This is a genomic window from Streptococcus macacae NCTC 11558, from assembly GCF_000187995.2.
Lineage (GTDB): Bacteria > Bacillota > Bacilli > Lactobacillales > Streptococcaceae > Streptococcus > Streptococcus macacae.
Genome location: NZ_AEUW02000001.1, coordinates 186299 through 207265, shown reverse-complemented (window position 1 = coordinate 207265; position 20967 = coordinate 186299). Strand labels below are relative to the sequence as shown.

Sequence of the window (20967 nt, the reverse complement as noted above, 5' to 3'; positions counted from 1 at the left end):
CTTTTAAAATATTCATTTTAGGTATGAGTGATTCAAACTTAATGACTTGAAAATATAAATAGAACAACTCCAAAAAGGAGAGATGACTAACGACAATAATCTGCGTAACCCTTAAGGCCTCCTCCGATAACACCAATATCCCAACCAATAGCTGCGCCAACAAGGGGACCAAGTCCAAGACCTTCCGCAACGGGAGAAGTCGCAGCAGCACCAATTGCACCGCCTACTCCAGCACCTACAACACCGCCACATATTGCAGTACCCGCAGTACCGGCAACACACTTATAAGTATCACCACCGTTGATATCAGCCAGCTTTTCTTCGAACGGATTAATGACCACAAAGATACTGCTAATCCGCTATTCCAGACGGTTTTTAAGACCTTTGAAAAATACAAGCCATACATGGCAAACGCTTTAGAATGAGACCGCTCAAACGCCAAACTCGAAGCAATTAATAAATTTATCAAAGATATCAAGCACCAAGGATTTGGCTATCGCAATTTCCCTAACTTCAAGAAACGCATTTTCTTAATCTTGAACATCAAAAAGAGAGAACTAAGCGGGTTCTCTCCAGGTATAGCTTTTCGTCACCCACTATTAAGTTGACAAAAAAATAACGCTCAGATTTTCGTCTGAGCGTCTCTAACTATAATGAATTTGGATCTACTTTGATACCAGGCCCTTGCGTTGTTGTAAGAGCAAGGTTAGCAATATAAGTTCCTTTTGCGGTAGCAGGTTTTGCTTTAGCAATAACATCATTAAAGGCTTTAAAGTTCTCAACTAATTGATCAGTGTCAAATGAAACTTTACCAATGATCGCCTGTACATTACCAGCTTTATCTGCACGGTAAGTAATTTTACCGCCTTTAGATTCTTCTACTGCTTTGGCTACATCCATCGTTACTGTACCAGTTTTAGGATTTGGCATCAGGTTACGAGGTCCAAGGACACGTCCGAGGCGCCCAACAATAGCCATCATATCAGGTGTTGCAATAACAACATCAAAGTCTAACCAACCGCCATTAATCTTTTGAACGAGATCATCTTCCCCAACAAAATCAGCTCCAGCAGCTTTTGCTTCCTCAGCCTTTTCACCGCGAGCAAAAACAAGGACACGCTGTGTCTTACCAGAACCATTTGGCAAGACCATAGCGCCACGGATCTGCTGGTCAGCTTTTTTAACGTCAATATTCAAGTTATAAGCAACTTCAACGGTTGCATCAAATTTTGCGAAATTTGTTTCTTTTGCGAGTGCTACAGCTTCTTCAAGGCTGTAGGCTTTAGTACTGTCAATCTTTTCAAGAGCAGCACGTAATTGTTTGCTTTTTTTAGCCATTTTTATCTTCTCCTTGTAATGTGGTCATATCGATTTGATTTTAAAATCTCCCACGTCACTCGTCACCTATGATCAAGTATTGCGGGTAAATAGGATTTTTTGCTGTTAATCCGTAACAGTGAATCCCATAGAACGAGCAGTACCTTCAATCATACGCATTGCAGACTCAATGTTTGCAGCGTTCAAATCTGGCATTTTTGTTTCAGCAATTTCTTGTACTTGTGCACGTGTCACTGAAGCAACTTTAGTTTTGTTTGGTTCACCGGAACCTTTATCAACACCTGCAGCTTCTTTCAAAAGAACAGCAGCTGGCGGTGTTTTTGTTACGAAATCAAATGACTTGTCTTCATAAACTGAGATAACAACTGGAATAATCATACCTGCTTGATCAGCTGTACGAGCATTGAATTCTTTAGCGAATCCCATGATGTTGATCCCTGCTTGACCAAGTGCTGGTCCAACTGGCGGAGCTGGTGTTGCTTTACCAGCAGGAATTTGAAGTTTTACAATATTTTCGACTTTTTTAGCCATGATATAAAATCCTCCTATTGTGGTTCTCTCGGCAATTAAAAGATTTTTGCCTCCCACAAGCATGCTTTATGCATACTCATTCATTATACACTATCTTTAGGAAAATACAAGAGATTTCGTCATGTTTCATTTTATTTTCTAGTAAATTTGTTTCTTAAAGTTTACTTTCTTTCAAAATCATTATAAAATGAATGTATGATTATGTATAAGCTAATGGCTCTTGCCTTTATTTTTCTGACTTTAGTTTTTTCTTATATTATTGTAGCAACCTTTAATCTTAGACGTTTCAGACTTAATTTAGCTGATATTGCCTTGCCACTTTTTGCAGCAGAAATTGTTTTAGTTTCTGCTAAATTCTATACCCATAGTTTTTTACCGCATTATTTAGCTGCTATGTCTGTCTTATCATTAGTTTTAGCTATTAGGCAACTACAAAAAAGAAAAGCTTTCTCTCTAAAGAAATTCATCAAATTCTTTTGGAGAGCAGGTTTCATTTTGACCTTCTTTTTCTACTTAGCCACTGTTATTGCTATTTTTCTTATATAATGTATCATGAAAATTCTCTGTTAACCAAAAAAAGCTAACTTGTGCGCAGCTGTCTTTTTGCCTTACAGTTAGCTTTTTTATTTCTTATATAAATTGGATACCGCCATCAATTTGCACAGCCTGTCCCGTCATATAATCAGATTTCGCAGAGGCTAGATAGGAAACATAATTAGCGACATCTGCAGGTGTCTGCACACGTCCTAAAGTTATCAGCTGAGAATACTGCTTAAGGTATTGTCCTTTTTGACCTCCCTTGACTTCAACCATTTTTTCATCAATTAGATCCCACATATCTGTACCAACAATACCAGGACAATAAGCATTTACCGTAATATGTTCTTTACCTAGTTCTTTCGCTGCAGCCTGTGTCAGTCCACGAACAGCAAATTTAGTTGAGGAATAAGCTCCCAATAGATCAAAGGCAACATGACCAGCAATACTAGAGGCATTAATGATTTTACGAACCTTATCGCCATCATCTTGTTTCCGAAATTGAGCTGTTGCAGCCTGAATGCCATATAAAGTCCCAAATACATTGATACCATAAATGCGTTCTAAATCTTCAGTAGTTTCTTCTTGTAATGTTTTTATCTGGGCAATACCAGCATTATTGATATAAGTATCCAAACGTCCAAAATGGTCAACAGCAGTTTGAACAAAACGATCGTGATCTTCTCTTTTAGCAACATCTCCTTCAACACTCACTGCTTTAAAACCTTTGGACAGCATTTCATCAGCAGTAGCTTTAGCAATATTAGCATCTACATCAGCAACAACTACTGCATAACCATCCGCACATAATTGTGCAACAATTCCTTTACCAATACCGCGGCCGCCGCCAGTAACAACAGCAACTCGATTTTTTTCAGCCATTTTAATCATCCTTTCTGCTTATCGTTATGATCATTATAGCATAAATCGTAATTATTTGTAAGCGCTCACAGCAAGTGATTTATATCTTGACTAAAGCTAGTATACTATTTAATAAAGTAATAAAGGAGTAGACATAAAGGCTCCTATTTATAAAAATCGGCCTTTATGTTTACTCCTTTGTTTTTATTAATTGTTTTGTAAAACTTTACGCGGCTTAGTACCTTCAGCAGGACCAATGACGCCTGCTTCTTCTAATTCATCCATCAATCGGGTTGCACGATTAAAGCCTACCGACAAGCGGCGCTGCAGCATTGAAGCGCTAGCCTTTTGTGTTTCTAACACCAGAGCTTTAGCTTCTTCAAAAAGAGGATCGCCTTCTGCAGATTCCTCATTGGCAGCACCTTCAGTTTCAGCTACTTCACCAGGATCAAAGCTGTCATCATAATCAGCCTCAGCCTGTTCTTTAATAAAGGAAACGATACGTTCCACATCATCATCAGAGATGAAAGAGCCTTGTAGGCGTACGGGATGATTTTCATCAATTGGTTTAAAAAGCATGTCACCGCGTCCTAACAGCTTTTCTGCCCCATTTTCATCTAAAATTGTCCGACTGTCTGTACCACTGGAGACAGCAAAGGCAATACGGGATGGGACATTAGCCTTAATCAGTCCCGAGATGACATCAACTGACGGTCTTTGTGTTGCCAAAATCATATGAATTCCTGCTGCTCGCGCCTTTTGCCCCAAGCGAATAATAGCATCTTCTACTTCCTTGCTAGCAACCATCATCAAATCAGCTAACTCATCAACAATAACAACTAATAGGGGCAAAGAAATCTGCTTTGTCTCAGATTGACGATTAAATGCCTCAACCTTAGCATTATAACCCGCAATATTTCGAACGCCAAACTGGCTAAAAAGCTCATAGCGTCTTTCCATTTCATCAACAACTTTTTGTAAAGCTTTACTAGCCTTACGAGGATTCGTTACAACAGGGATCAGCAAATGAGGAATATCATTATAGACAGATAATTCAACCATTTTAGGATCAATCATCATAAACTTAACCTGATCTGGTCGAGCTTTCATGAGTATACTGGCAATAATACCATTAACAGCAACAGACTTTCCTGAACCAGTTGATCCTGCTACAAGAATATGCGGCATTCTGGCTAAATTAAAGGAGCGTACAGAGCCATTCACAGCTTTTCCTAAAGGAACTTCCAAAAGATTATCCGGTGATGTTTTAGCTTGTTCCCAAAGTTCACGAAAAGTAACCGTAGCAATTTCCGAATTTGGAACTTCAATCCCAACTAAAGATTTACCAGGTATAGGTGCTTCAATCCGAACATCTTTAGCAGCTAAAGCTAAAGCCAGATCATCCGCCAAATTGGAGATGCGGTTGACACGTACACCTACAGCCGGCTTAACTTCATATTTCGTAACAGAAGGTCCTATTTCAGCCCGCTCAACATTAGCTTTAATTCCAAAACTAGCAAACGTTTCTTCCAGTATTTTAATATTTTCACGTACTAATTTTTTTTCTTTGTTTTGATTTTTGGGTTTATCTTTTGCAAAGAGATCTATGCTTGGAAGCTTATAATGCAAATTTTCTTTCGGTGCAAAATCCATCACCAGTGGTTCATCAAGTTCATTCTCTTGGTCTGCTGGTGCTTGATTATTTTTATTTTTTTCTTCCAAAGTTTCTGCTTCTTTTGAAACCTCATAAAGGTCTGGCTCTGCTTGGTAGCCAATAATTTCAGGTTCTTTATGGCGACTGTCTGGAATATCATCTAAATCAATCGTTTGCGCCTGATCTAGAACTTCGCCTGTCTCGAGATCGATAGCGGCATTATAGGCAGCATTAGCATTTTCTTTTTGAAGAGCATCCTGATTTGCTAAGCGTCTTTCTTCTTTCTCTGCAAAGCGCTTTTCACGGCGTTCTTGATGTTTGGTTTGTAATTTACTGTAGGCTCTTTTAAAGAAATTCATAACATCATAGACATTCCAAGGACTCATCAAAAAGAAACCAAGAATAATGAACAGAGCCCCAATTAAAAAAGAACCTATATTTGAAAAGAGAAAAGCAACCGGCATATAGATCAGAGCTCCTAAGATCCCTCCGCCAGCAAAATTGGCAACACGCACATTTACGAGATCACTAAAAACAACCTGCAGAGTACCTTTTAGGACATTTTGATTTTTCATAGTAGCTAAGGAAAAAAGATAGGCTTGCCATTCTAACAGTAAACCGATCATTGTAACAACAAAACCACCGACTAAACCTTCAAATTTTCTAAGCCATTTTGTCCCAAAAAGATAAATAAGAACCGCAAAGATAGCAGGATAAGCTAAACTGCCAACAAATAAGCGAATAAAGTTATAAACTGTTATACCAACACGCCCTAATTTAAAAATCGCAAAAAAGAGAATAAAGGCTGTGATAAAAGCTATTATCATGCGCTTTATTGCTTTTTGTCTTTCTTGCTCTGCTTTTGTTGGACGGCGGGTTGTCCGTCCCTTTCGTTTACTCTTTGTCTTAGCCATATTTTTATTATATCATTTTTCTATTATTTGAGAAAAGGACTTACTTCCCTTAATTTTATGATACAATAAATATAACTTTTAATATTTAAGGAGAAGTGATGAAAAAATATTTAAGTATTATAATCGTGGCACTTATTTTTTTAGCTGGCTGTGATACTATTGATCGTGCTGTCAAAGGTGATAAATACGTTGATGCCCGCATTGCCCAAAAGAAGGCTGAAGATACTTTAAAAAAGCTAAACAAATCGCATTTTCCCCAATTATCCAATAAGGTAGCTAAAGATGAAGCAAAGGTTAAAATAGCAACTTCCAAAGGAGATATTACTCTTAAACTTTTCCCAAAATATGCACCTTTAGCTGTAGAAAATTTCCTCACACATGCTAAAAATGGCTATTACAATAACCTGACTTTCCATCGTGTTATAGCTGATTTTATGATCCAAGGCGGAGATCCTAAAGGAGACGGGAGCGGCGGAGAGTCTATCTGGAAGGGAAAAGATAAGAGAAAAGATTCCGGACAAGGCTTTGCCAATGAGATTTCCAATAAACTTTATAATTTACGAGGTGCTCTAGGGATGGCCAACAGAGGTAAAAATACAAATGGCAGTCAGTTTTACATTGTCCAAAATCATAAAAATGTCTCTAAACAATTAAATCCCAAACTATATCCCCAAAAAATTATTAATGCTTATAAAAAGGGAGGGTATCCAAGCGGCGATCGGCAATATACTATCTTTGGACAGGTTATCAAAGGTATGAATATTATTGATGACATTTCTAAGGTTAAAGTTGATAATAAAGGTAAGCCTCAAGAAAAAGTTATCATCAAGCATATTACCATCATTAAAAATGGCAAGTTTAAATAATAGCTTTATCAAAAGTTTTAAATGAAATACTCTCAACATTAATGAATGGCAAGCCCTGAAAATAGAAAGAGCAGCCATAGTAAAAAGCCTATCTAGCAGCTTCACTTAAAGAGCTGACAGATAGGCTTTTTTTGTGTGCATCAAGTCATCTTTTCAGTCAAGTTCTTCTAAAAAATCTAAAAGAACTTGAGCTGACTGTTTTCCTGCTTGAATAATAAATTCATCAAAAGTCAGATTAGCATCATGAGCAGCTGTATCACTCATAGCACGAACAACAATAAAAGGACGGTCAGCTGCTAGAGAAGCCTGAGCGACAGCAGCTCCTTCCATCTCAACAGCCTGAACCTGAGGAAACCTTTCTTTAACAAAATCCCTTCCTTCTTTACCGGCCATAAAGGAATCACTCGTTGTAATCAGACCGATTCGACTGTTAATATGATGTTTTTTCAAAACCTCAGTAAAAGTTTTCACAAAAATCGGATCAGATTCAAAATAAAGCGGCTGTCCAGACATTTGTCCAAATGCATAATCAAAAGCAGTTAAATCAACATCATGATATGCTAAACGGTCTGCAACAACTACATCACCAACAGCTAAATCAGACGCCAAAGCTCCTGCTGAACCTGTATTGATCAAAGCATCAACTTCAAAATAATCGACAAGTACAGCTACACTCATAGCACTCATCACCTTGCCAACACCGCTTTGGACCAAAACAACTTGGTGTTTCCCCAAGTTGCCGCTGTAGTAAGAACGCCCTAAACGTATTGTTTCTTCCTTATTTTCTAAATGTTCCAGAAGAAGTTTTAGCTCTTCTTCCATAGCGGCAATAATTCCAATTTTCATTTCTTTTCCTTTTCATTCATAATTTAAAAACTGCATATATTAAAATCGCTAATAACAAAGCAATTCCTAGCAAAATCCAATTAAGTTTCGTTCGAAATTCTCCGCGCTTAGCATTTTCAATACGTCGGCTTTTAACCATAGGTTCATCGTAATCATAATCATCAGAAACATCAAAATCTGGCCTAAAGTTTCTATCTTCTTCCTGTTTCCAGTCAGATTTGTAATGATCCGTTGAAATGACAATCGTCTCTTCGCTGTCAAAGATTCCTTTATGATAGTCATCTAATTTTTCACCACGATTAGCACGCGCAATCATTTCATCTGTCAAAAGCGGTTTACTCATAATAATTTCCTTTATTTATCCTTAAAATGCAGAGCAAAATACTGAAGAGCAATCAAAGTTTTTGCGTCTTCAATAGCACCTGATGCCACCAAATCCATACACTCATTATAGGTCAATTCAAACAGTTCAATAACCTCATCATCGTCTTGCGGGCGAGGATGAGCCACCTTTTTTAAGTTCGTTGCAACATACAATTTAATCTTTTCATTGCAAAAACCAATAGCAGTATAAAATTCAAAAATAGGCTCTAAATCCCCTGTATAAGCTGTTTCTTCCTCCAGTTCGCGCAAAGCAGCCTCTTTTTCACTGCCGCTTTCTCCAACTTCTAGCTTTCCTGCTGGAATTTCATAAGAAATTTTTTCAATGGCCTTTCGATACTGCTTTACAATAAGCAGTTTGTTTTCAGGAGTCACGGCTAAAACAGACACTGCACCGCCATGAAAAACAAGCTCACGTTTAGCTTCTCCCAGACCATTTGGCAAGGTAACGTCATCAACTGCCACTTGAAATATTTTACCTTTAAAAATATCCTGACGCTTGATTGTTTTTTCTTCAAATTCCATAGTAACTCCTACTGATTATTGGGATGATGAGGTTTTTTCAAAGCATAGCCTTCTTTATTGACCTGGCGGGCGCGTCCAATAGCAACACTATCTGCTGGAACATCTTCACAAATGGTAGACCCTGCTGCTGTCAAAGCATTATTGTTAATGTTAAGAGGCGCGATAAGTGTTGAGTTGCTTCCAACAAAAACATGATCGCCAATAGTTGTTTTAAATTTATTTTGCCCGTCATAATTCACTGTAATGGTTCCTGCTCCAAAATTAACATCATGGCCAACTGTCGCATCTCCAATATAAGTCAAATGACCAGCTTTTGTTCTTTCACCCAGCATAGAACCTTTAATTTCAACGAAATTACCAACATGAACGCCTTCATGAAGAACCGTTTTGGGGCGCAAATGGGCAAAAGGACCTACTGTAACATTTTTTCCTATCTGTGAAGACTCAATCATTGAATGTGTAATAACTGCTCCCTCACCAATCACTGAATCTACAATGTAAGTCCCATTAGTCAAAACAGCCCCTGTTTCAATTTTCGTTTTACCCTTAAGAGTAACATTAGCCTCAAGAACCACATCAGGTGCAATATCAACATCAATATCAATATAAGTGTTTTCAGGATCAGTAAAAGTAATTCCTTTAAGCATGTGGTCCTTATTGATACGGTTGCGCATTACTTTTTCAGCTGTCGCTAATGCCAGACGATCATTGACACCAAGACTTTCATTAAAGTCAAATAGTTTATAAGCACCAATTTTTTCACCAGCTTCTTTGAAAATACTAATCACATCTGTCAGGTAGTATTCTCCCTGAGCATTATTTCTTGTAATTTTTTTAAGAGCCTCAAAAAGCTGTTTATTATCAAATACATAAGTACCTGTATTAATCTCTTTAATCTGCTGTTCATAATCAGAAGCATCTTTTTGCTCGACAATTTTAGTGACTTCCTCATTTTGATTACGGACAATACGGCCATAACCATAAGGATTCTCAGCTTCAGCGGTTAAAATAGTGGCTACATTTTTATGGCTTCTATGATAATCCACCAAGTTTTGAAGGCTTTCCCCGGTAATTAAAGGTGTATCTCCAGCAATAACCAAAGTCTGCCCTTCTAAATCAGCCAATTTTTCCTCAGCCATTATAACTGCATGGCCTGTGCCCAATTGTTCTTTTTGCATAACAAATTCGGACTGATCCCCCAGAACCTCGCGTACCATCTCAGCTCTATGGCCAATGACAGTAACCGTTTTAGCAGGCTTCAAAGCTGATACACTGCGAAAAACATGTTCCAACATGGTAATGCCTGAAACGTTATGTAAAACTTTGGGAAGTTCTGATTTCATTCGTGTTCCTTTGCCTGCAGCAAGGATAATAGCGTAATTATTCATAAAAATTCCTTTATACTATAAAATAATAGACAACAAAATGTTCATTTCATTATAACATTTTTCTAATAAGTTGTTAAATAAGGAAATGGCTCAAAAAAGTATAAATAAAACTGATTAGTTTATCAATAAACTTACCAGCTTTTTAATCTCATAAAAGGGAGTTTTTGCACTAAGCAGTAAGCTTTCAACCTTCTTACATTTTCTTTTTATTTCAGCCCCCAACCGCCATCTATCTCAATAATATCACCTTGCAGAGCCTGCGTTCTCCCTGAAGATAAATAAAATGTCAAATCTGCCACCTCTTCTGGTTCAATCCAACGCTTAATAGGAGTCTCATCAGCTACCCAGGCAGCTAAACCTTCCGGTTCAAAATCTTTAGCAGTCATGGCTGTTTTTACTGCACCTGGTGCAATACCAAAAACGTGTATGCCTTGATCTGCATAATCTAAAGCCAATTGCCGTGTAAAACCTGCTAAAGCATGTTTTGAACTGGTATAAGCATGTCCGCCGCCTCCAGCTAAATGCGAAGCAATAGAGCACATATTAATAATCGTCCCTGACTGCTTTTTTAGCATACCAAGCAAATAGTTTCGAGTCACTTCCACCTGACTGAAATAATTAATAGCAAATATCTGTCTGATTTCGTCCTCTGTCTGCTCTAAAAGAGGTTTGTAATCATCTAAAACTCCAGCTGTATTACAAAGAATATCTACCTGAGGGCACCAGTCAAAAAGCTCTTGCAAACTGTCTCTTAGATCCAGCTGTAAAAAATAAAAATTCCCTTCTAAATCTGGTGTTTTAGATTTATCGACACCGTAAACAAGGTAGTCATTTTCCAAAAAAATCTTAGCCTGAGCCAAACCAATGCCGCTGGACACTCCTGTTACCAGCACTTTTTTAGTCATCAATTTCCATCCAATCTGTTGCCAGTATATCACAAGGCGTCGGACTCCACATAGAGAAGCCTTCCCCTGCACCTGATACATTTATCAAAAAATAAGGTGTTACTTCAAGTTTTTCGCCATCTACTTCAATCGTATCAAAAAGCTGTACATAATTTTCACTGCCTGTCCAGCCGATGCGAACGTATTTTTTCTTAGCCTTTAATCCTGGCAAAATCTCTTCAAATGTCATTCACTTACCCCTTACTTTGCATTATCAAACAGCCCTATCCAGGAAAACATACTTGTTTTGGATAGATCGTTTTTATTTTGTTCTAACATTTTTATTGTACCACGAAAAACAAACGGATTAAACTAATTAAGCAAATAGAGTATTTATTCCTGCTAATATATTTACTTCATCCCAAAAGCAGCTTATACAAAAAACACTCCAAGTTAAATATAAAATCTAACATTGGAGTGTATTAACGTATTAATGGATAATGGTAAACCTAGTCTTTCTTAAATTTTTTAAAGCCAAACCAGCCGGATACAAGTGTCAAACCAAGAGCGAAAGGAGCTAAAAGAGGATTTACAGAAGCTTTCTGCGCATGATTAGAATCAATAGTATTGAGTTTAGATTCTTTCTTTTCTTGACTGATATCCTTTTTAGACTTTGTTTCATCTTGCGATTTATTAGCTACATTATAATTGATATTAATGGTAACGGTATTGTCTTTGACATTTAGATTATTGTTATTATTGTTATTATTGACATCACCTGTCAGATAAGGAGCAAGCCATTTAATAAAGTCTTTGATATCCTGCTTAGTCAGGACAGAGCTGCCGGAAAAATTAAAGTTATAATTAATTGTTATAATATTATCTTGCTTCTTATTGTCAGTAGGATTTTGGTCTTGGCCTGAATCAGGAGTATGCGGTTTCAAACCATAGCCGCCAATAACATTCCAATCAATATAACCGTCGTTTTCACCAGGTAAATGAGCAGTATCTAAAGTACCAACAGTATCTTGTGTTTCACTGGATTCATCCCAAATCCAATCTCCCTGCTGAGTCATTTTAGCGAGAACTTTCGTTGTATTATCAGGCAGTATCTGCAGCAAAAAGCTAGGTGCCCAAGTACTGTTTTTACCTTTACCAGCCACTTCATTGCGGTTAGTCATATAAGCTGTGATCAAAACCTTATCCTTAGAACCTGCAACTGGGACTGCATAATAAGAATAGGTTGCTGTCCGCCAGTCAGCAGGAACTGAAGCTGTTAAAACAGCTCCGTTATTATTTAAAGGTTTATAGCCGCCTGTAAGTTTATCTGAAACATAGCCTAGCATAACAACATTATCCCCTACAATATCATTAGCATGGTGCCAAGCATCATTATTGCTTCCGTGATTAAGGCGTGATGCTGCAAAAAGATAATATTTATCACCCAATTTAACAACATTAGGACGTTCAATTTCATCACTAACCATTGGTGAGCTGATAAGCGGCGTATAGTATTCAGCTACTTCTGGAGATTTGACATCACCTGTAAGTTTCAAAATACCAATCGCAGCATTTGAAATACTAGCCCTTTCATACATATCAGAATCTTCTAGAAATCTAAATAAACTTTTAACATTGTAAGCTGCGTCACCGCCATAATTTTTCCAGTTGTAAATTTGATCTTCGCCTTGATAGTTTTGACTGCCTGTGCTAGCTTCAAAAACCAAGTAACGATCTCCTTTATCATCCTCAATGACATGTGGGTCACGCATAGCAATATTATCAGCACCAGTATAGGTGGAACGCCACTGTTTATAGCTTTGATAATAATAACCGTCACCACCATTAGGTGTCAGCACTTTATCATTTTCAACCGAATCAATATGCACATTTTCATCATCAAAAGAAAGTTTTAAAGTGGCAGAAGCTAGTTTTTGATTATTACTATTATTATCACTTGTATCTACTTTTGTATAGTAAAGCTGAAGGGTGCCGTCGTCATTAACAGTTGCAGAACCGGACCATTGCTGAGTAAGCGCATTTTGATTATAGCCAAATATAGACCCAGCATTTTTCCAATGTTTTAAATCATTATCCCCGTACTTATTATAAAGGAGATAGATATGATTGTCATTTGTATTAGGAACTCCCATCATAGCAACAACCAGCTGATAGCCATTCCAATTCACAACTTCTCCTGTTTTGACATCTTGTACCGGCCAAGAATCCCAGACATCAAGATCAGCTACTTGGCCTGTTTGGGCATCTCTGGTTGTCGCTGCTGGCATATTTCGAATAGCATCTGCCTTAAAATAAGGAATAGCGTAACGAGGATCTTGTTTGACTAACACATCAGCGATATCCTGAAACTGTTTATAAGTCATTTGCGTACCTGACTGAGACTCTTGATTCATCTTCATCCGATTAAGAGCTTGTTTTTGAACAGCCGTTAACTTACTAATATCAAGCCCTGCTTCTTGAGCAATTTGATAAGCAGATTCAGTCAGGCCTGTTTTAGGATTATAGGTTGATTCTGTAACTTTATCATCCTTTCCCGAAGGCGTTGCAGGTTTACTTGTCTGAGTCTCATTTGATCCTTTACTTGAAGAATCAGATACAGATTTTCCTGTAATTTCTGTTGAAGCATTCTTTAATGTCGTTTTTCCAGTATTTTCAGAACTATTGGCTGTTGTTTTTGTAGTATTCTCGCTTACTGGAGATGCTGCTTGATGGGTAGTTTTATTTGTTGTTTCTGCCTCTGTCTGACTAGGAGCCTTCACATTAGAACTATTTTCAGTTTTTTCTGTCTGAGCTGCAGCCTGTTCAGTAGGCACTGTTTGTCCAGCAGACTGATTGTCCTTTACTCCTTCTGTTTGTGATGGAACTGTTGCATTTTCAGTGCTATTAGCAGCTGAACTTGTTTCTGCTGCGGCTGTTTGAGTCTGGCTGGCTGGCGCTTCTAGTTGTTTAGCTGCTGAAGTCTCATTGCCGGAAGTTTCCTCAGCCTTAGCCGATACCTCCATGCCTTGGGCACCAATTGCTAGAGCTGTTGTCACAACACTGACGACAACCCATTTTTTCTTTGATTTATGCATTTTTTTGCGAACTGTCATAATATTATCCTTTCTTTTTAGTGATTTTTATAATTTTAGCATAGCTTTTTTTTAAAAACAAATGAGAAAAAATAGAAAAATGCTTACTGATAGCGTTTTAATTTTAATTTACATTTCATTAGTATTTCTATAAAATTTCAAAACTATTACTCTGCATTTATTGATTAGAGGTTTTTTCCTATGTTTCAGATTCTAAAAATAGACCTAGGCTTTTCTTGATATTGTAACAATAATGTAAACTAGCTTGTGTATGATTACTGTTAAGAGGAATAAAAAAGAGAATTGCAACCAAGCAAACAAACAATATCTAATGAATCTTTAATCTAAAAAAGAATCATATCATTAAGGAGAATAATTATGAAAACGAGTCGTTTTAATAAGACTATTGCTGTTGCAGGTGCTGCATTATTGGCCTGCACCGCTTTTTCAACATTCAAGCCGTTTAGCAGAGCAGAAACACTGACATCAGATGAGCATGTTCAAAAAGCACATTTAACTACTGCCCATGGCTGGTCAAATGATTTACAAACAATTTCTTGGAATGAAGAAGGCCATTACTATGATATCTACTTTCTGCATTCAGCAGATGGTGCAACTAACCCTTTTGGCCATCAAGGTCAAGACTGGTATCATACAACTACTTCTGATTTTGTTCATTATACAGAACAAAGCAGTGCATTAGCAGCTAAAGGCGGTGATGACAAAGAAGGTTGGGCCTCTGCTTGGACAGGATCTATTGTTACCAATACAGGAAATATAGAGGGAGTTCCAAAAGGAGCTAAAGTAAGTTTCTTCACAGGTTTGCGCAAGAGTGATCAAAAACAAAATATTTATGCTGCTTATTCTTCTGATAACGGCAAAACTTTTAAGCATGTTTTAAATGACGGCAAACCAGTAGCTGATATCAATTCCCCTCATACGGTAGCTGGAAAACATACTGATTTTCGAGATTCTTATGTTTTTTATTGGAATAATAAACTGATTATGTATGTAGCCGAAGGCTCTGATATTGGTGTTTACCAATCTGAAAACGGTATTTCTTGGTCTAAAGCTGATAATCAGGACGAGTCAAAAATACGCAGCAGCACCTTCTTTCGAGGGCGTTCTTGGGAAGGAAATGCTCCTGTTGAATGTCCTGTCATCAAAACAATGAAAATGCCCAATGGACAAACAAAACAAGTGCTTTTCTTTGGGGCTAAAGACGCTTCAAAAGGAGAAACAACGGGAACTTACTACACTGTCGGCCATCTAGACAGTAATGGCTTATTTGTTGCTGAAACAGACGTTAAACGTTTAGATCAGGGGTCTGATTATTATGGGGCTAATTTTACAGGGAGTGACCATATTGATCACGCCAGTGCTTCTCTAATTTCCTTTGGCTGGGTCGGTAATTGGAACTACTCCACCAACGGAGTCCACTCAGATCAAAAAGCCACTAGTCCCCACGCTCGCCGCTTAGGTTCTTACTCAAGTGCTCGGGAACTAAAACTTCAAAACAATATGACTATTAGTCAGACATTTAAAATCCCTGAAGCATCCTTAAGCAATAAAAAGAACTACAAAGGTATTAATAAAAATAATCCTAAATCAGAAAAAGGCAAAGAATGGGTTGATCGTCAAGATACCAACGGCAATGTCTATGGCCTATATGACATTCCTGATCAGCCAGCTAACCAATACTACAACTTAACTTTCTCTAATAGCAAAGGAAATTATAAGGGGCGTATTTATTTCGATATCTGGCAAGGAGCTGACTATGTCCGCTTTAACTACGATCCTACCAATGGCCTCTATAACGTTAAACAAACTGCAGAAGAGTTAAAGAACGGTATAGATGGACAAAAAGGCTTTGATTACTACTATAATGGCCTTTTAGGCAATGGAAATGGTTATCTAGCTGACAGTGGCTTAGCCAATCAGCATAAGATTAACATCAAGGTAGTAACAGATAAAAATAGTATTGAATTCCTTTTCCCAAATGGACAGTCTTATACTGTAGCACGTTTCAATTCATCAGACAAACAAGACTTCAAGATTTTTACTGAAGACCCTACAAATGCTAATCAAGTTGATATTGAAATAGCAGACATGCATTAAACTTTGGTTTGTTTATATGACAGCATTAAAACATTTAACCCAAATATTAGCCTCTTAGTCTTTAGCTAAGCATAAATAAAAGAGTGTGATAATCGGCTTTTTACTACCGTTTTTATCCACTCTCTTTATTTATTCGTTTTTTAATCTAATGATACCAATCCAGCTAATAGATATTGGTTGCTCATTTTGTTTTAATATTTTAAAATGCAGAGCATAAATAAATGCCGTCTTTACACCTTCATATGTAACTTAGCACAAGTTATCAATCATCAAATCAAGCATAAACCATTCACTTGTGTCTCACTTATTCTGTCTTCTAGCCAATCTGACTGCCGTTAGGGACTGCTGCATCAACTGTCAAAACTGTAAGTCTGCCATCAGCATGTTCGGCAGAGAGAATCATGCCCTGGCTAACCAAGCCCATCATCTTACGCGGCTTGAGGTTAGCTATAATTTGCAGTTTTTGGCCGACTAATTCCTGTTCATTAGGATAGAATTTAGCAATTCCAGAAAGAATTTGGCGGTCATTGCCATCACCTGCATCTAAGCGGAACTGGAGAAGCTTATCAGAACCTTTAACTTTAGTCACTTCTTTGACCTCTGCTACACGAATTTCCACCTTGTCAAAATCTTCAAATTTAATGGCTTTCTTTTCGTTTTTGAGCTCAACTGCATTTGGATCCCATTCTTTTTTATCTGCCTGAGCAACAGCAGCGCTGTCACCCATTTGTTCTTTGATATAGGCGATTTCATCATTCATATCTAGACGTGGAAAGATCGGGGTACCTTTAGCTGCAACCTTCACACCTGCTGGAAGTCCTGACAGCTTGAGATTTTCAAGGTCAAATTGACCAGCCAAACCGAGCTGTTCCATGATAGCATTAGAAGTTGTCATCATAAATGGCTGAATGAGATGAGCTACCACACGCAAACTAGCCGCTAAATGAGCCATGACAGCAGCTAAGTGATCACGATCAGTCTCTTCTTTAGCGAGAACCCAAGGACTTGTTTCATCAATATATTTGTTGGTACGAGAAATGATATTCCAAACGGCTTCAAGAGCACGTGGATAATCTACAGCATCCATTTGCTTATGATATTCTGTCAAATTCTCAGCCACGGTTGCTGCCAAATCAGCATCAAAATCAGTAACATTCTCAGCGTAAGCAGGAATATTACCTGCAAAATACTTATTAATCATAGCAACTGTACGGTTAAGCAAGTTACCTAGATCATTTGCTAGCTCGTAATTGATACGGCCAACATAATCTTCAGGAGTAAAGGTTCCATCAGAACCTACTGGTAAAGACCGCATGAGATAATAGCGCAGAGCATCAAGTCCATAGCGTTCAACTAACATTTCCGGATATACGACATTCCCTTTGGATTTAGACATTTTTCCATCTTTCATGACAAACCAGCCATGGGCAATAAGGCGGTCAGGCAGTTTCATATCCAGCATCATAAGCATGATGGGCCAGTAAATGGAATGAAAACGAAGAATATCTTTCCCCACCATATGATAAACGGTTCCCTGCCAAAATTTATCAAAATTAGCATGATTTTTTTGGCCATAACCAAGAGCTGTTGCATAGTTGAGCAGGGCATCAATCCAAACATAAACAACATGTTTAGGATCTGATGGTACCTTAACACCCCAAGTAAAGGAAGTACGGCTAACAGCCAAATCCTCCAAACCTGGCTCAATAAAGTTTTTAATGATTTCGTTCATCCGGCCATCTGGCTGGATAAAGTCAGGATGAGTACGGAAAAAATCAAGCAATTTATCAGCATATTTACCTAATCGAAGAAAATAAGATTCCTCAGAAACCCATTCAACTTCGTGACCGGACGGTGCAATACCACCAATGACTTTGCCATTTTCATCCCGAAAGATTTCCTCTAACTGACTTTCTGTAAAAAATTCTTCATCAGAAACGGAATACCAGCCCGCATATTCACCCAAATAAATATCATCTTGCTCCAGCAGTCTTTCAAAAACGGCAGCAACCACCTCTTCATGATAATCATCAGTTGTACGGATAAATTTATCATATGAGATATCCAGTAATTTCCATAATTCTTTTACACCAACAGCCATATCATCTACATACTCCTGAGGCGTAATCCCAGCTTCTTCTGCTTTAGACTGAATCTTTTGCCCATGCTCATCAAGCCCTGTTAAATAGAAAACGTCGTAGTTCATCATACGTTTGTAGCGTGCTAGAACATCACAGGCAATCGTTGTATAGGCTGATCCGATATGGAGCTTACCAGATGGATAATAAATCGGCGTTGTAATGTAGAATGGTTTTTTATTTGTCATTTTTCCCTCCAGGCTAATGAAACCTTTTATTGATAACACTTTATTATAACAAAAAAGCAGGAACCGTGCACACTGAACTGCACCCTTACATGACAAACGCATGAAAAGTTTCTCTGAATGTTTTTGTGCGTTTATCGTGGTTAAATAAGCTTACAATCGCACCTTACTTCATTTTTTGATATAATAACGATAAAAAACAAAAAGGATTGATTATGAAACTTATCTCATGGAATATTGACTCTCTTAATGCAGCACTTACAAGTGATTCTGCCCGCGCACTCTTATCACGCGCGGTTATCGAAACCTTGGTTACTGAAAATGCTGATATTATCGCCATTCAAGAAACAAAGTTATCGGCTAATGGCCCAACCAAAAAACATCTTACTATTTTAGAAAGCTACTTTCCAAATTATAAGAGTACCTGGCGTTCTTCTGTCGAGCCAGCTCGCAAAGGTTATGCTGGTACTATGTTCCTCTATAAATCAAATTTAAATCCTATGATCACTTGTCCTGAAATTAATGCCCCTACAACTATGGATGCTGAAGGGCGTATTATAACCCTTGAATTTGATAAATTTTTCGTTACTCAGGTCTATACACCTAATGCAGGTGACGGACTTAAACGCCTTGATGATCGGCAAATTTGGGATAAAAAGTATGCGGATTATCTTGAGAATCTGGATAAACAAAAACCTGTTCTAGCAACTGGTGACTATAACGTTGCCCATAAAGAAATTGATCTTGCTCATCCTTCCTCAAACCGCCGTTCTCCAGGTTTTACAGATGAAGAACGCCAAGGGTTCACCAATCTTTTAGATAAAGGGTTTACAGATACCTTCCGCTACATCCATGGTGATATCCCTGAAGTATACAGCTGGTGGGCTCAGCGCAGCAAGACCAGCAAGATTAATAATTCCGGCTGGAGGATTGATTACTGGTTAACCAGCAATCGTTTAGCAGATAAGATTCTCAAATCTGAAATGATTGATTCAGGCTCACGTCAAGATCATACGCCAATTCTTTTAGAGATTGACTTATCTTAATATAAAAGAGAAAGGGATAAAATAAATTTCTGCAAAGTCTATTTTATCCTCTTCTTTTTACTTTCTCCTTCCTCCTTTATCTTTAATCAAACTGATAAAGTTGCGGATAGTCATGACATTCTGGATTTTGCGGATGACAGATAGAGCGGCCAAAATTGATCATAGCTTGGTGAGCAGGCAGCCATTCTTCTTTAGGAAGAACCTCCATTACACGCTTTTCAACTTCTAAAGGTGTTGCAGATTTTTTAACAATATTGTGATGTTTACAAATACGCTCAACATGAGTATCTACTGCAAAAGCAGGCAGACCAAATCCAACACTCATAACCACATTGGCTGTTTTACGGCCAACACCTGATAGACTCTCTAATTCTTTTCGTGTTTGAGGTACCTGGCCTCCAAAATTCTCCAATAATTGGTTGGCACATTTTTTTAAAAATTTAGCTTTATTGCGGTACAGTCCCAACTTTGAAATGTAGGAAGCTATCTCTGCTTCACTGGCCTTAGCCATCTTTTCAGGAGTCGGAAAAGCTGCAAACAAGGCAGGAGTCGCCTTATTAACAGCTGCATCTGTTGTTTGGGCGGATAAAACAACAGCCACTAAAAGTTCAAAATGGTTTTTAAAATTTAAAGATGGCTGTGCATCTGGAAAAAGAGCAATAATTTCTTCAATAACCTTGCGCGCACGTTTTTTTGATAAAACCATAATCTCCCCTTTATAAGTCTAAATCAGCGTAAGTCTTTCGATAGCCAATTTGCAGTAACTTTCCATCTTGAACAAGTAAGGGACGTTTAATCAGCATGCCATCACTGGCTAGTAAATTACTAGCCTCATCAATGGTTAAATGATCGATTTTATCTTTAAGTTTAAGACTGCGGTAAGACTGGCCGCTGGTATTAAAGAAATTTTTGATGGTAAAATTAGAATGTTCCATCCATTCTCTTAACTGCTTGGCTTTAGGAGGTTTTTTCTGAATGTCAATCCTTTCAAAATCTAAACCAAGTTTCTCTAAATCATTCTTTGCACGACGGCAAGTTGTACACTTAGGATACTCATAAAAAGTTAGCATGCTTTCTCCTTTTCTTTGCTAGTGTCCTATTATGGACGGCAATCATTAAATCTAATACCTTCATGTTTCAATAGCCCTATTTTCTTTTCTAGTCCTCCTGCATAGCCTGTCAGCTGTCCTTGACTGCCCAGGACGCGATGGCAGGGAACAACAATGGCTGCTGGATTACGGGCAACAGCTCCACCTATTGCTTGCGCTGATTTTACTCCTAGCTTTTCAGCCACTTGTCCATAAGTCATTGTCTGAGCATATGAAATCGTCTGCAGCTCTTTCCATACTTTCTTTTGAAAAGCAGTTCCTGACAGATCTAAAGGTAAATCAGAAAAACACGGTTTTTCTCCAGAAAAGTAGGCTTGCAGCCATTTAACTGCAAGTTTCAAAATCGGGTTTTCTTGATAAAGAAGCGGCTCATGCAGACCTTTCTCAAAATACTTCTGATTCATAAACCAAAGTCCGCTAAGAAATGTCCCCTAAAGGACTTTGGTATAGTGTTTTATATAATGCCATACCACTATCATATAAAAAAATGAGTAAAAAGCAACTTTTTTACTCATTTTTTATCTGTTTAAGATCCCATTCGTTTTAAGGCTGAA

18 protein-coding genes and 3 pseudogenes are annotated in these 20967 nt (G+C 37.9%); 5 read left to right on the top strand and 16 right to left on the bottom strand.

The annotated features are described in order from the left end of the window. Positions 1-86: 86 nt before the first annotated feature. Positions 87-341: a hypothetical protein gene (locus STRMA_RS01095; protein WP_003081944.1), complete on the bottom strand. Its 255-nt coding sequence runs from the start codon at positions 339-341 to the stop codon at positions 87-89. Between STRMA_RS01095 and STRMA_RS09625 the strand changes: the two are divergent. Next, positions 318-619, top strand: a pseudogene (locus tag STRMA_RS09625) (transposase); the annotation flags it as partial. The gene STRMA_RS01095 and the pseudogene STRMA_RS09625 sit on opposite strands and share 24 nt — an antisense overlap. 29 nt (positions 620-648) lie before the next feature. Here the strand turns inward: STRMA_RS09625 and rplA are convergent. Together rplA and rplK are read right to left on the bottom strand one after the other, a co-directional pair. Next, a complete protein-coding gene (rplA, locus tag STRMA_RS01090; RefSeq protein WP_003080784.1) occupies positions 649-1338 on the bottom strand; it encodes a 50S ribosomal protein L1 in 690 nt (229 codons plus the stop codon). 105 nt (positions 1339-1443) lie between these two features. Further along, positions 1444-1869, bottom strand: coding sequence for a 50S ribosomal protein L11 (gene rplK / locus STRMA_RS01085; protein WP_003078507.1), 426 nt, complete (start codon positions 1867-1869; stop codon positions 1444-1446). Between the two features lie 195 nt (positions 1870-2064). On the opposite strand from rplK, the gene STRMA_RS01080 reads away from it, so the two are divergent. Further along, on the top strand, positions 2065-2415 hold the full coding sequence (locus tag STRMA_RS01080; protein ID WP_040841434.1) for a DUF3397 domain-containing protein: 351 nt from the start codon (positions 2065-2067) through the stop codon (positions 2413-2415). An 84-nt stretch (positions 2416-2499) separates the two neighbouring features. Here STRMA_RS01080 and STRMA_RS01075 read toward each other — a convergent pair whose 3' ends face one another. Then, the gene (locus STRMA_RS01075) at positions 2500-3288 is read right to left on the bottom strand and encodes an acetoin reductase (protein WP_040841700.1); all 789 of its coding nucleotides are present in this window, start codon (positions 3286-3288) and stop codon (positions 2500-2502) included. Between the two features lie 186 nt (positions 3289-3474). After that, a pseudogene (locus tag STRMA_RS01070) lies at positions 3475-5424 on the bottom strand (DNA translocase FtsK); the annotation flags it as partial. A 509-nt stretch (positions 5425-5933) separates the two neighbouring features. Between STRMA_RS01070 and STRMA_RS01065 the strand changes: the two are divergent. Beyond that, a complete protein-coding gene (locus STRMA_RS01065; RefSeq protein ID WP_003080360.1) occupies positions 5934-6701 on the top strand; it encodes a peptidylprolyl isomerase in 768 nt (255 codons plus the stop codon). Between the two features lie 153 nt (positions 6702-6854). Here the strand turns inward: STRMA_RS01065 and STRMA_RS01060 are convergent, their stop codons facing one another. The 7 genes from STRMA_RS01060 to STRMA_RS01030 form a co-directional block, all read right to left on the bottom strand. After that, entirely contained in the window at positions 6855-7547 is a 693-nt protein-coding gene (locus tag STRMA_RS01060) for a 5'-methylthioadenosine/adenosylhomocysteine nucleosidase (RefSeq protein WP_003082259.1), read from the bottom strand. Between the two features lie 16 nt (positions 7548-7563). Next, positions 7564-7890, bottom strand: a complete 327-nt coding sequence (gene macP / locus STRMA_RS01055) for a cell wall synthase accessory phosphoprotein MacP (RefSeq protein ID WP_003079940.1) — start codon at positions 7888-7890, stop codon at positions 7564-7566. Positions 7891-7901: 11 nt separating this feature from the next. Then, complete coding sequence (locus STRMA_RS01050; protein WP_003081888.1) at positions 7902-8453, bottom strand: NUDIX hydrolase; 552 nt, start codon at positions 8451-8453, stop codon at positions 7902-7904. A gap of 8 nt (positions 8454-8461) precedes the next feature. Beyond that, on the bottom strand, positions 8462-9841 hold the full coding sequence (glmU, locus tag STRMA_RS01045; RefSeq protein ID WP_003079958.1) for a bifunctional UDP-N-acetylglucosamine diphosphorylase/glucosamine-1-phosphate N-acetyltransferase GlmU: 1380 nt from the start codon (positions 9839-9841) through the stop codon (positions 8462-8464). A gap of 206 nt (positions 9842-10047) precedes the next feature. Next, positions 10048-10746: a 3-oxoacyl-ACP reductase gene (locus STRMA_RS01040; RefSeq protein WP_003082189.1), complete on the bottom strand. Its 699-nt coding sequence runs from the start codon at positions 10744-10746 to the stop codon at positions 10048-10050. Continuing rightward, positions 10739-10975: a DUF2829 domain-containing protein gene (locus tag STRMA_RS01035; protein WP_003080303.1), complete on the bottom strand. Its 237-nt coding sequence runs from the start codon at positions 10973-10975 to the stop codon at positions 10739-10741. The genes STRMA_RS01040 and STRMA_RS01035 overlap by 8 nt, the downstream gene beginning before the upstream one ends. Positions 10976-11234: 259 nt before the next feature. Continuing rightward, positions 11235-13838 carry a glycoside hydrolase family 68 protein gene (locus STRMA_RS01030; RefSeq protein ID WP_003080963.1) on the bottom strand — a complete coding sequence of 868 codons (2604 nt, stop codon included), beginning with the start codon at positions 13836-13838 and terminating at the stop codon, positions 11235-11237. Positions 13839-14195: 357 nt separating this feature from the next. On the opposite strand from STRMA_RS01030, the gene STRMA_RS01025 reads away from it, so the two are divergent. After that, positions 14196-15935 carry a glycoside hydrolase family protein gene (locus STRMA_RS01025; protein WP_003079886.1) on the top strand — a complete coding sequence of 580 codons (1740 nt, stop codon included), beginning with the start codon at positions 14196-14198 and terminating at the stop codon, positions 15933-15935. A 316-nt stretch (positions 15936-16251) separates the two neighbouring features. Here the strand turns inward: STRMA_RS01025 and metG are convergent, their stop codons facing one another. After that, the gene (gene metG, locus STRMA_RS01020) at positions 16252-18261 is read right to left on the bottom strand and encodes a methionine--tRNA ligase (protein ID WP_003080680.1); all 2010 of its coding nucleotides are present in this window, start codon (positions 18259-18261) and stop codon (positions 16252-16254) included. Between the two features lie 212 nt (positions 18262-18473). Here metG and STRMA_RS01015 point away from each other — a divergent pair, with 212 nt between their 5' ends. Continuing rightward, on the top strand, positions 18474-19304 hold the full coding sequence (locus STRMA_RS01015) for an exodeoxyribonuclease III (protein WP_003078535.1): 831 nt from the start codon (positions 18474-18476) through the stop codon (positions 19302-19304). An 82-nt stretch (positions 19305-19386) separates the two neighbouring features. Here the strand turns inward: STRMA_RS01015 and nth are convergent, their stop codons facing one another. From nth to STRMA_RS01000, 3 genes and pseudogenes are all read right to left on the bottom strand, one after another. After that, a complete protein-coding gene (nth, locus tag STRMA_RS01010) occupies positions 19387-20010 on the bottom strand; it encodes an endonuclease III (protein WP_003080208.1) in 624 nt (207 codons plus the stop codon). 10 nt (positions 20011-20020) lie between these two features. Continuing rightward, positions 20021-20374, bottom strand: a complete 354-nt coding sequence (locus tag STRMA_RS01005) for an arsenate reductase family protein (RefSeq protein WP_003078926.1) — start codon at positions 20372-20374, stop codon at positions 20021-20023. A 29-nt stretch (positions 20375-20403) separates the two neighbouring features. Next, a pseudogene (locus STRMA_RS01000) lies at positions 20404-20881 on the bottom strand (methylated-DNA--[protein]-cysteine S-methyltransferase). Positions 20882-20967 lie beyond the last annotated feature (86 nt).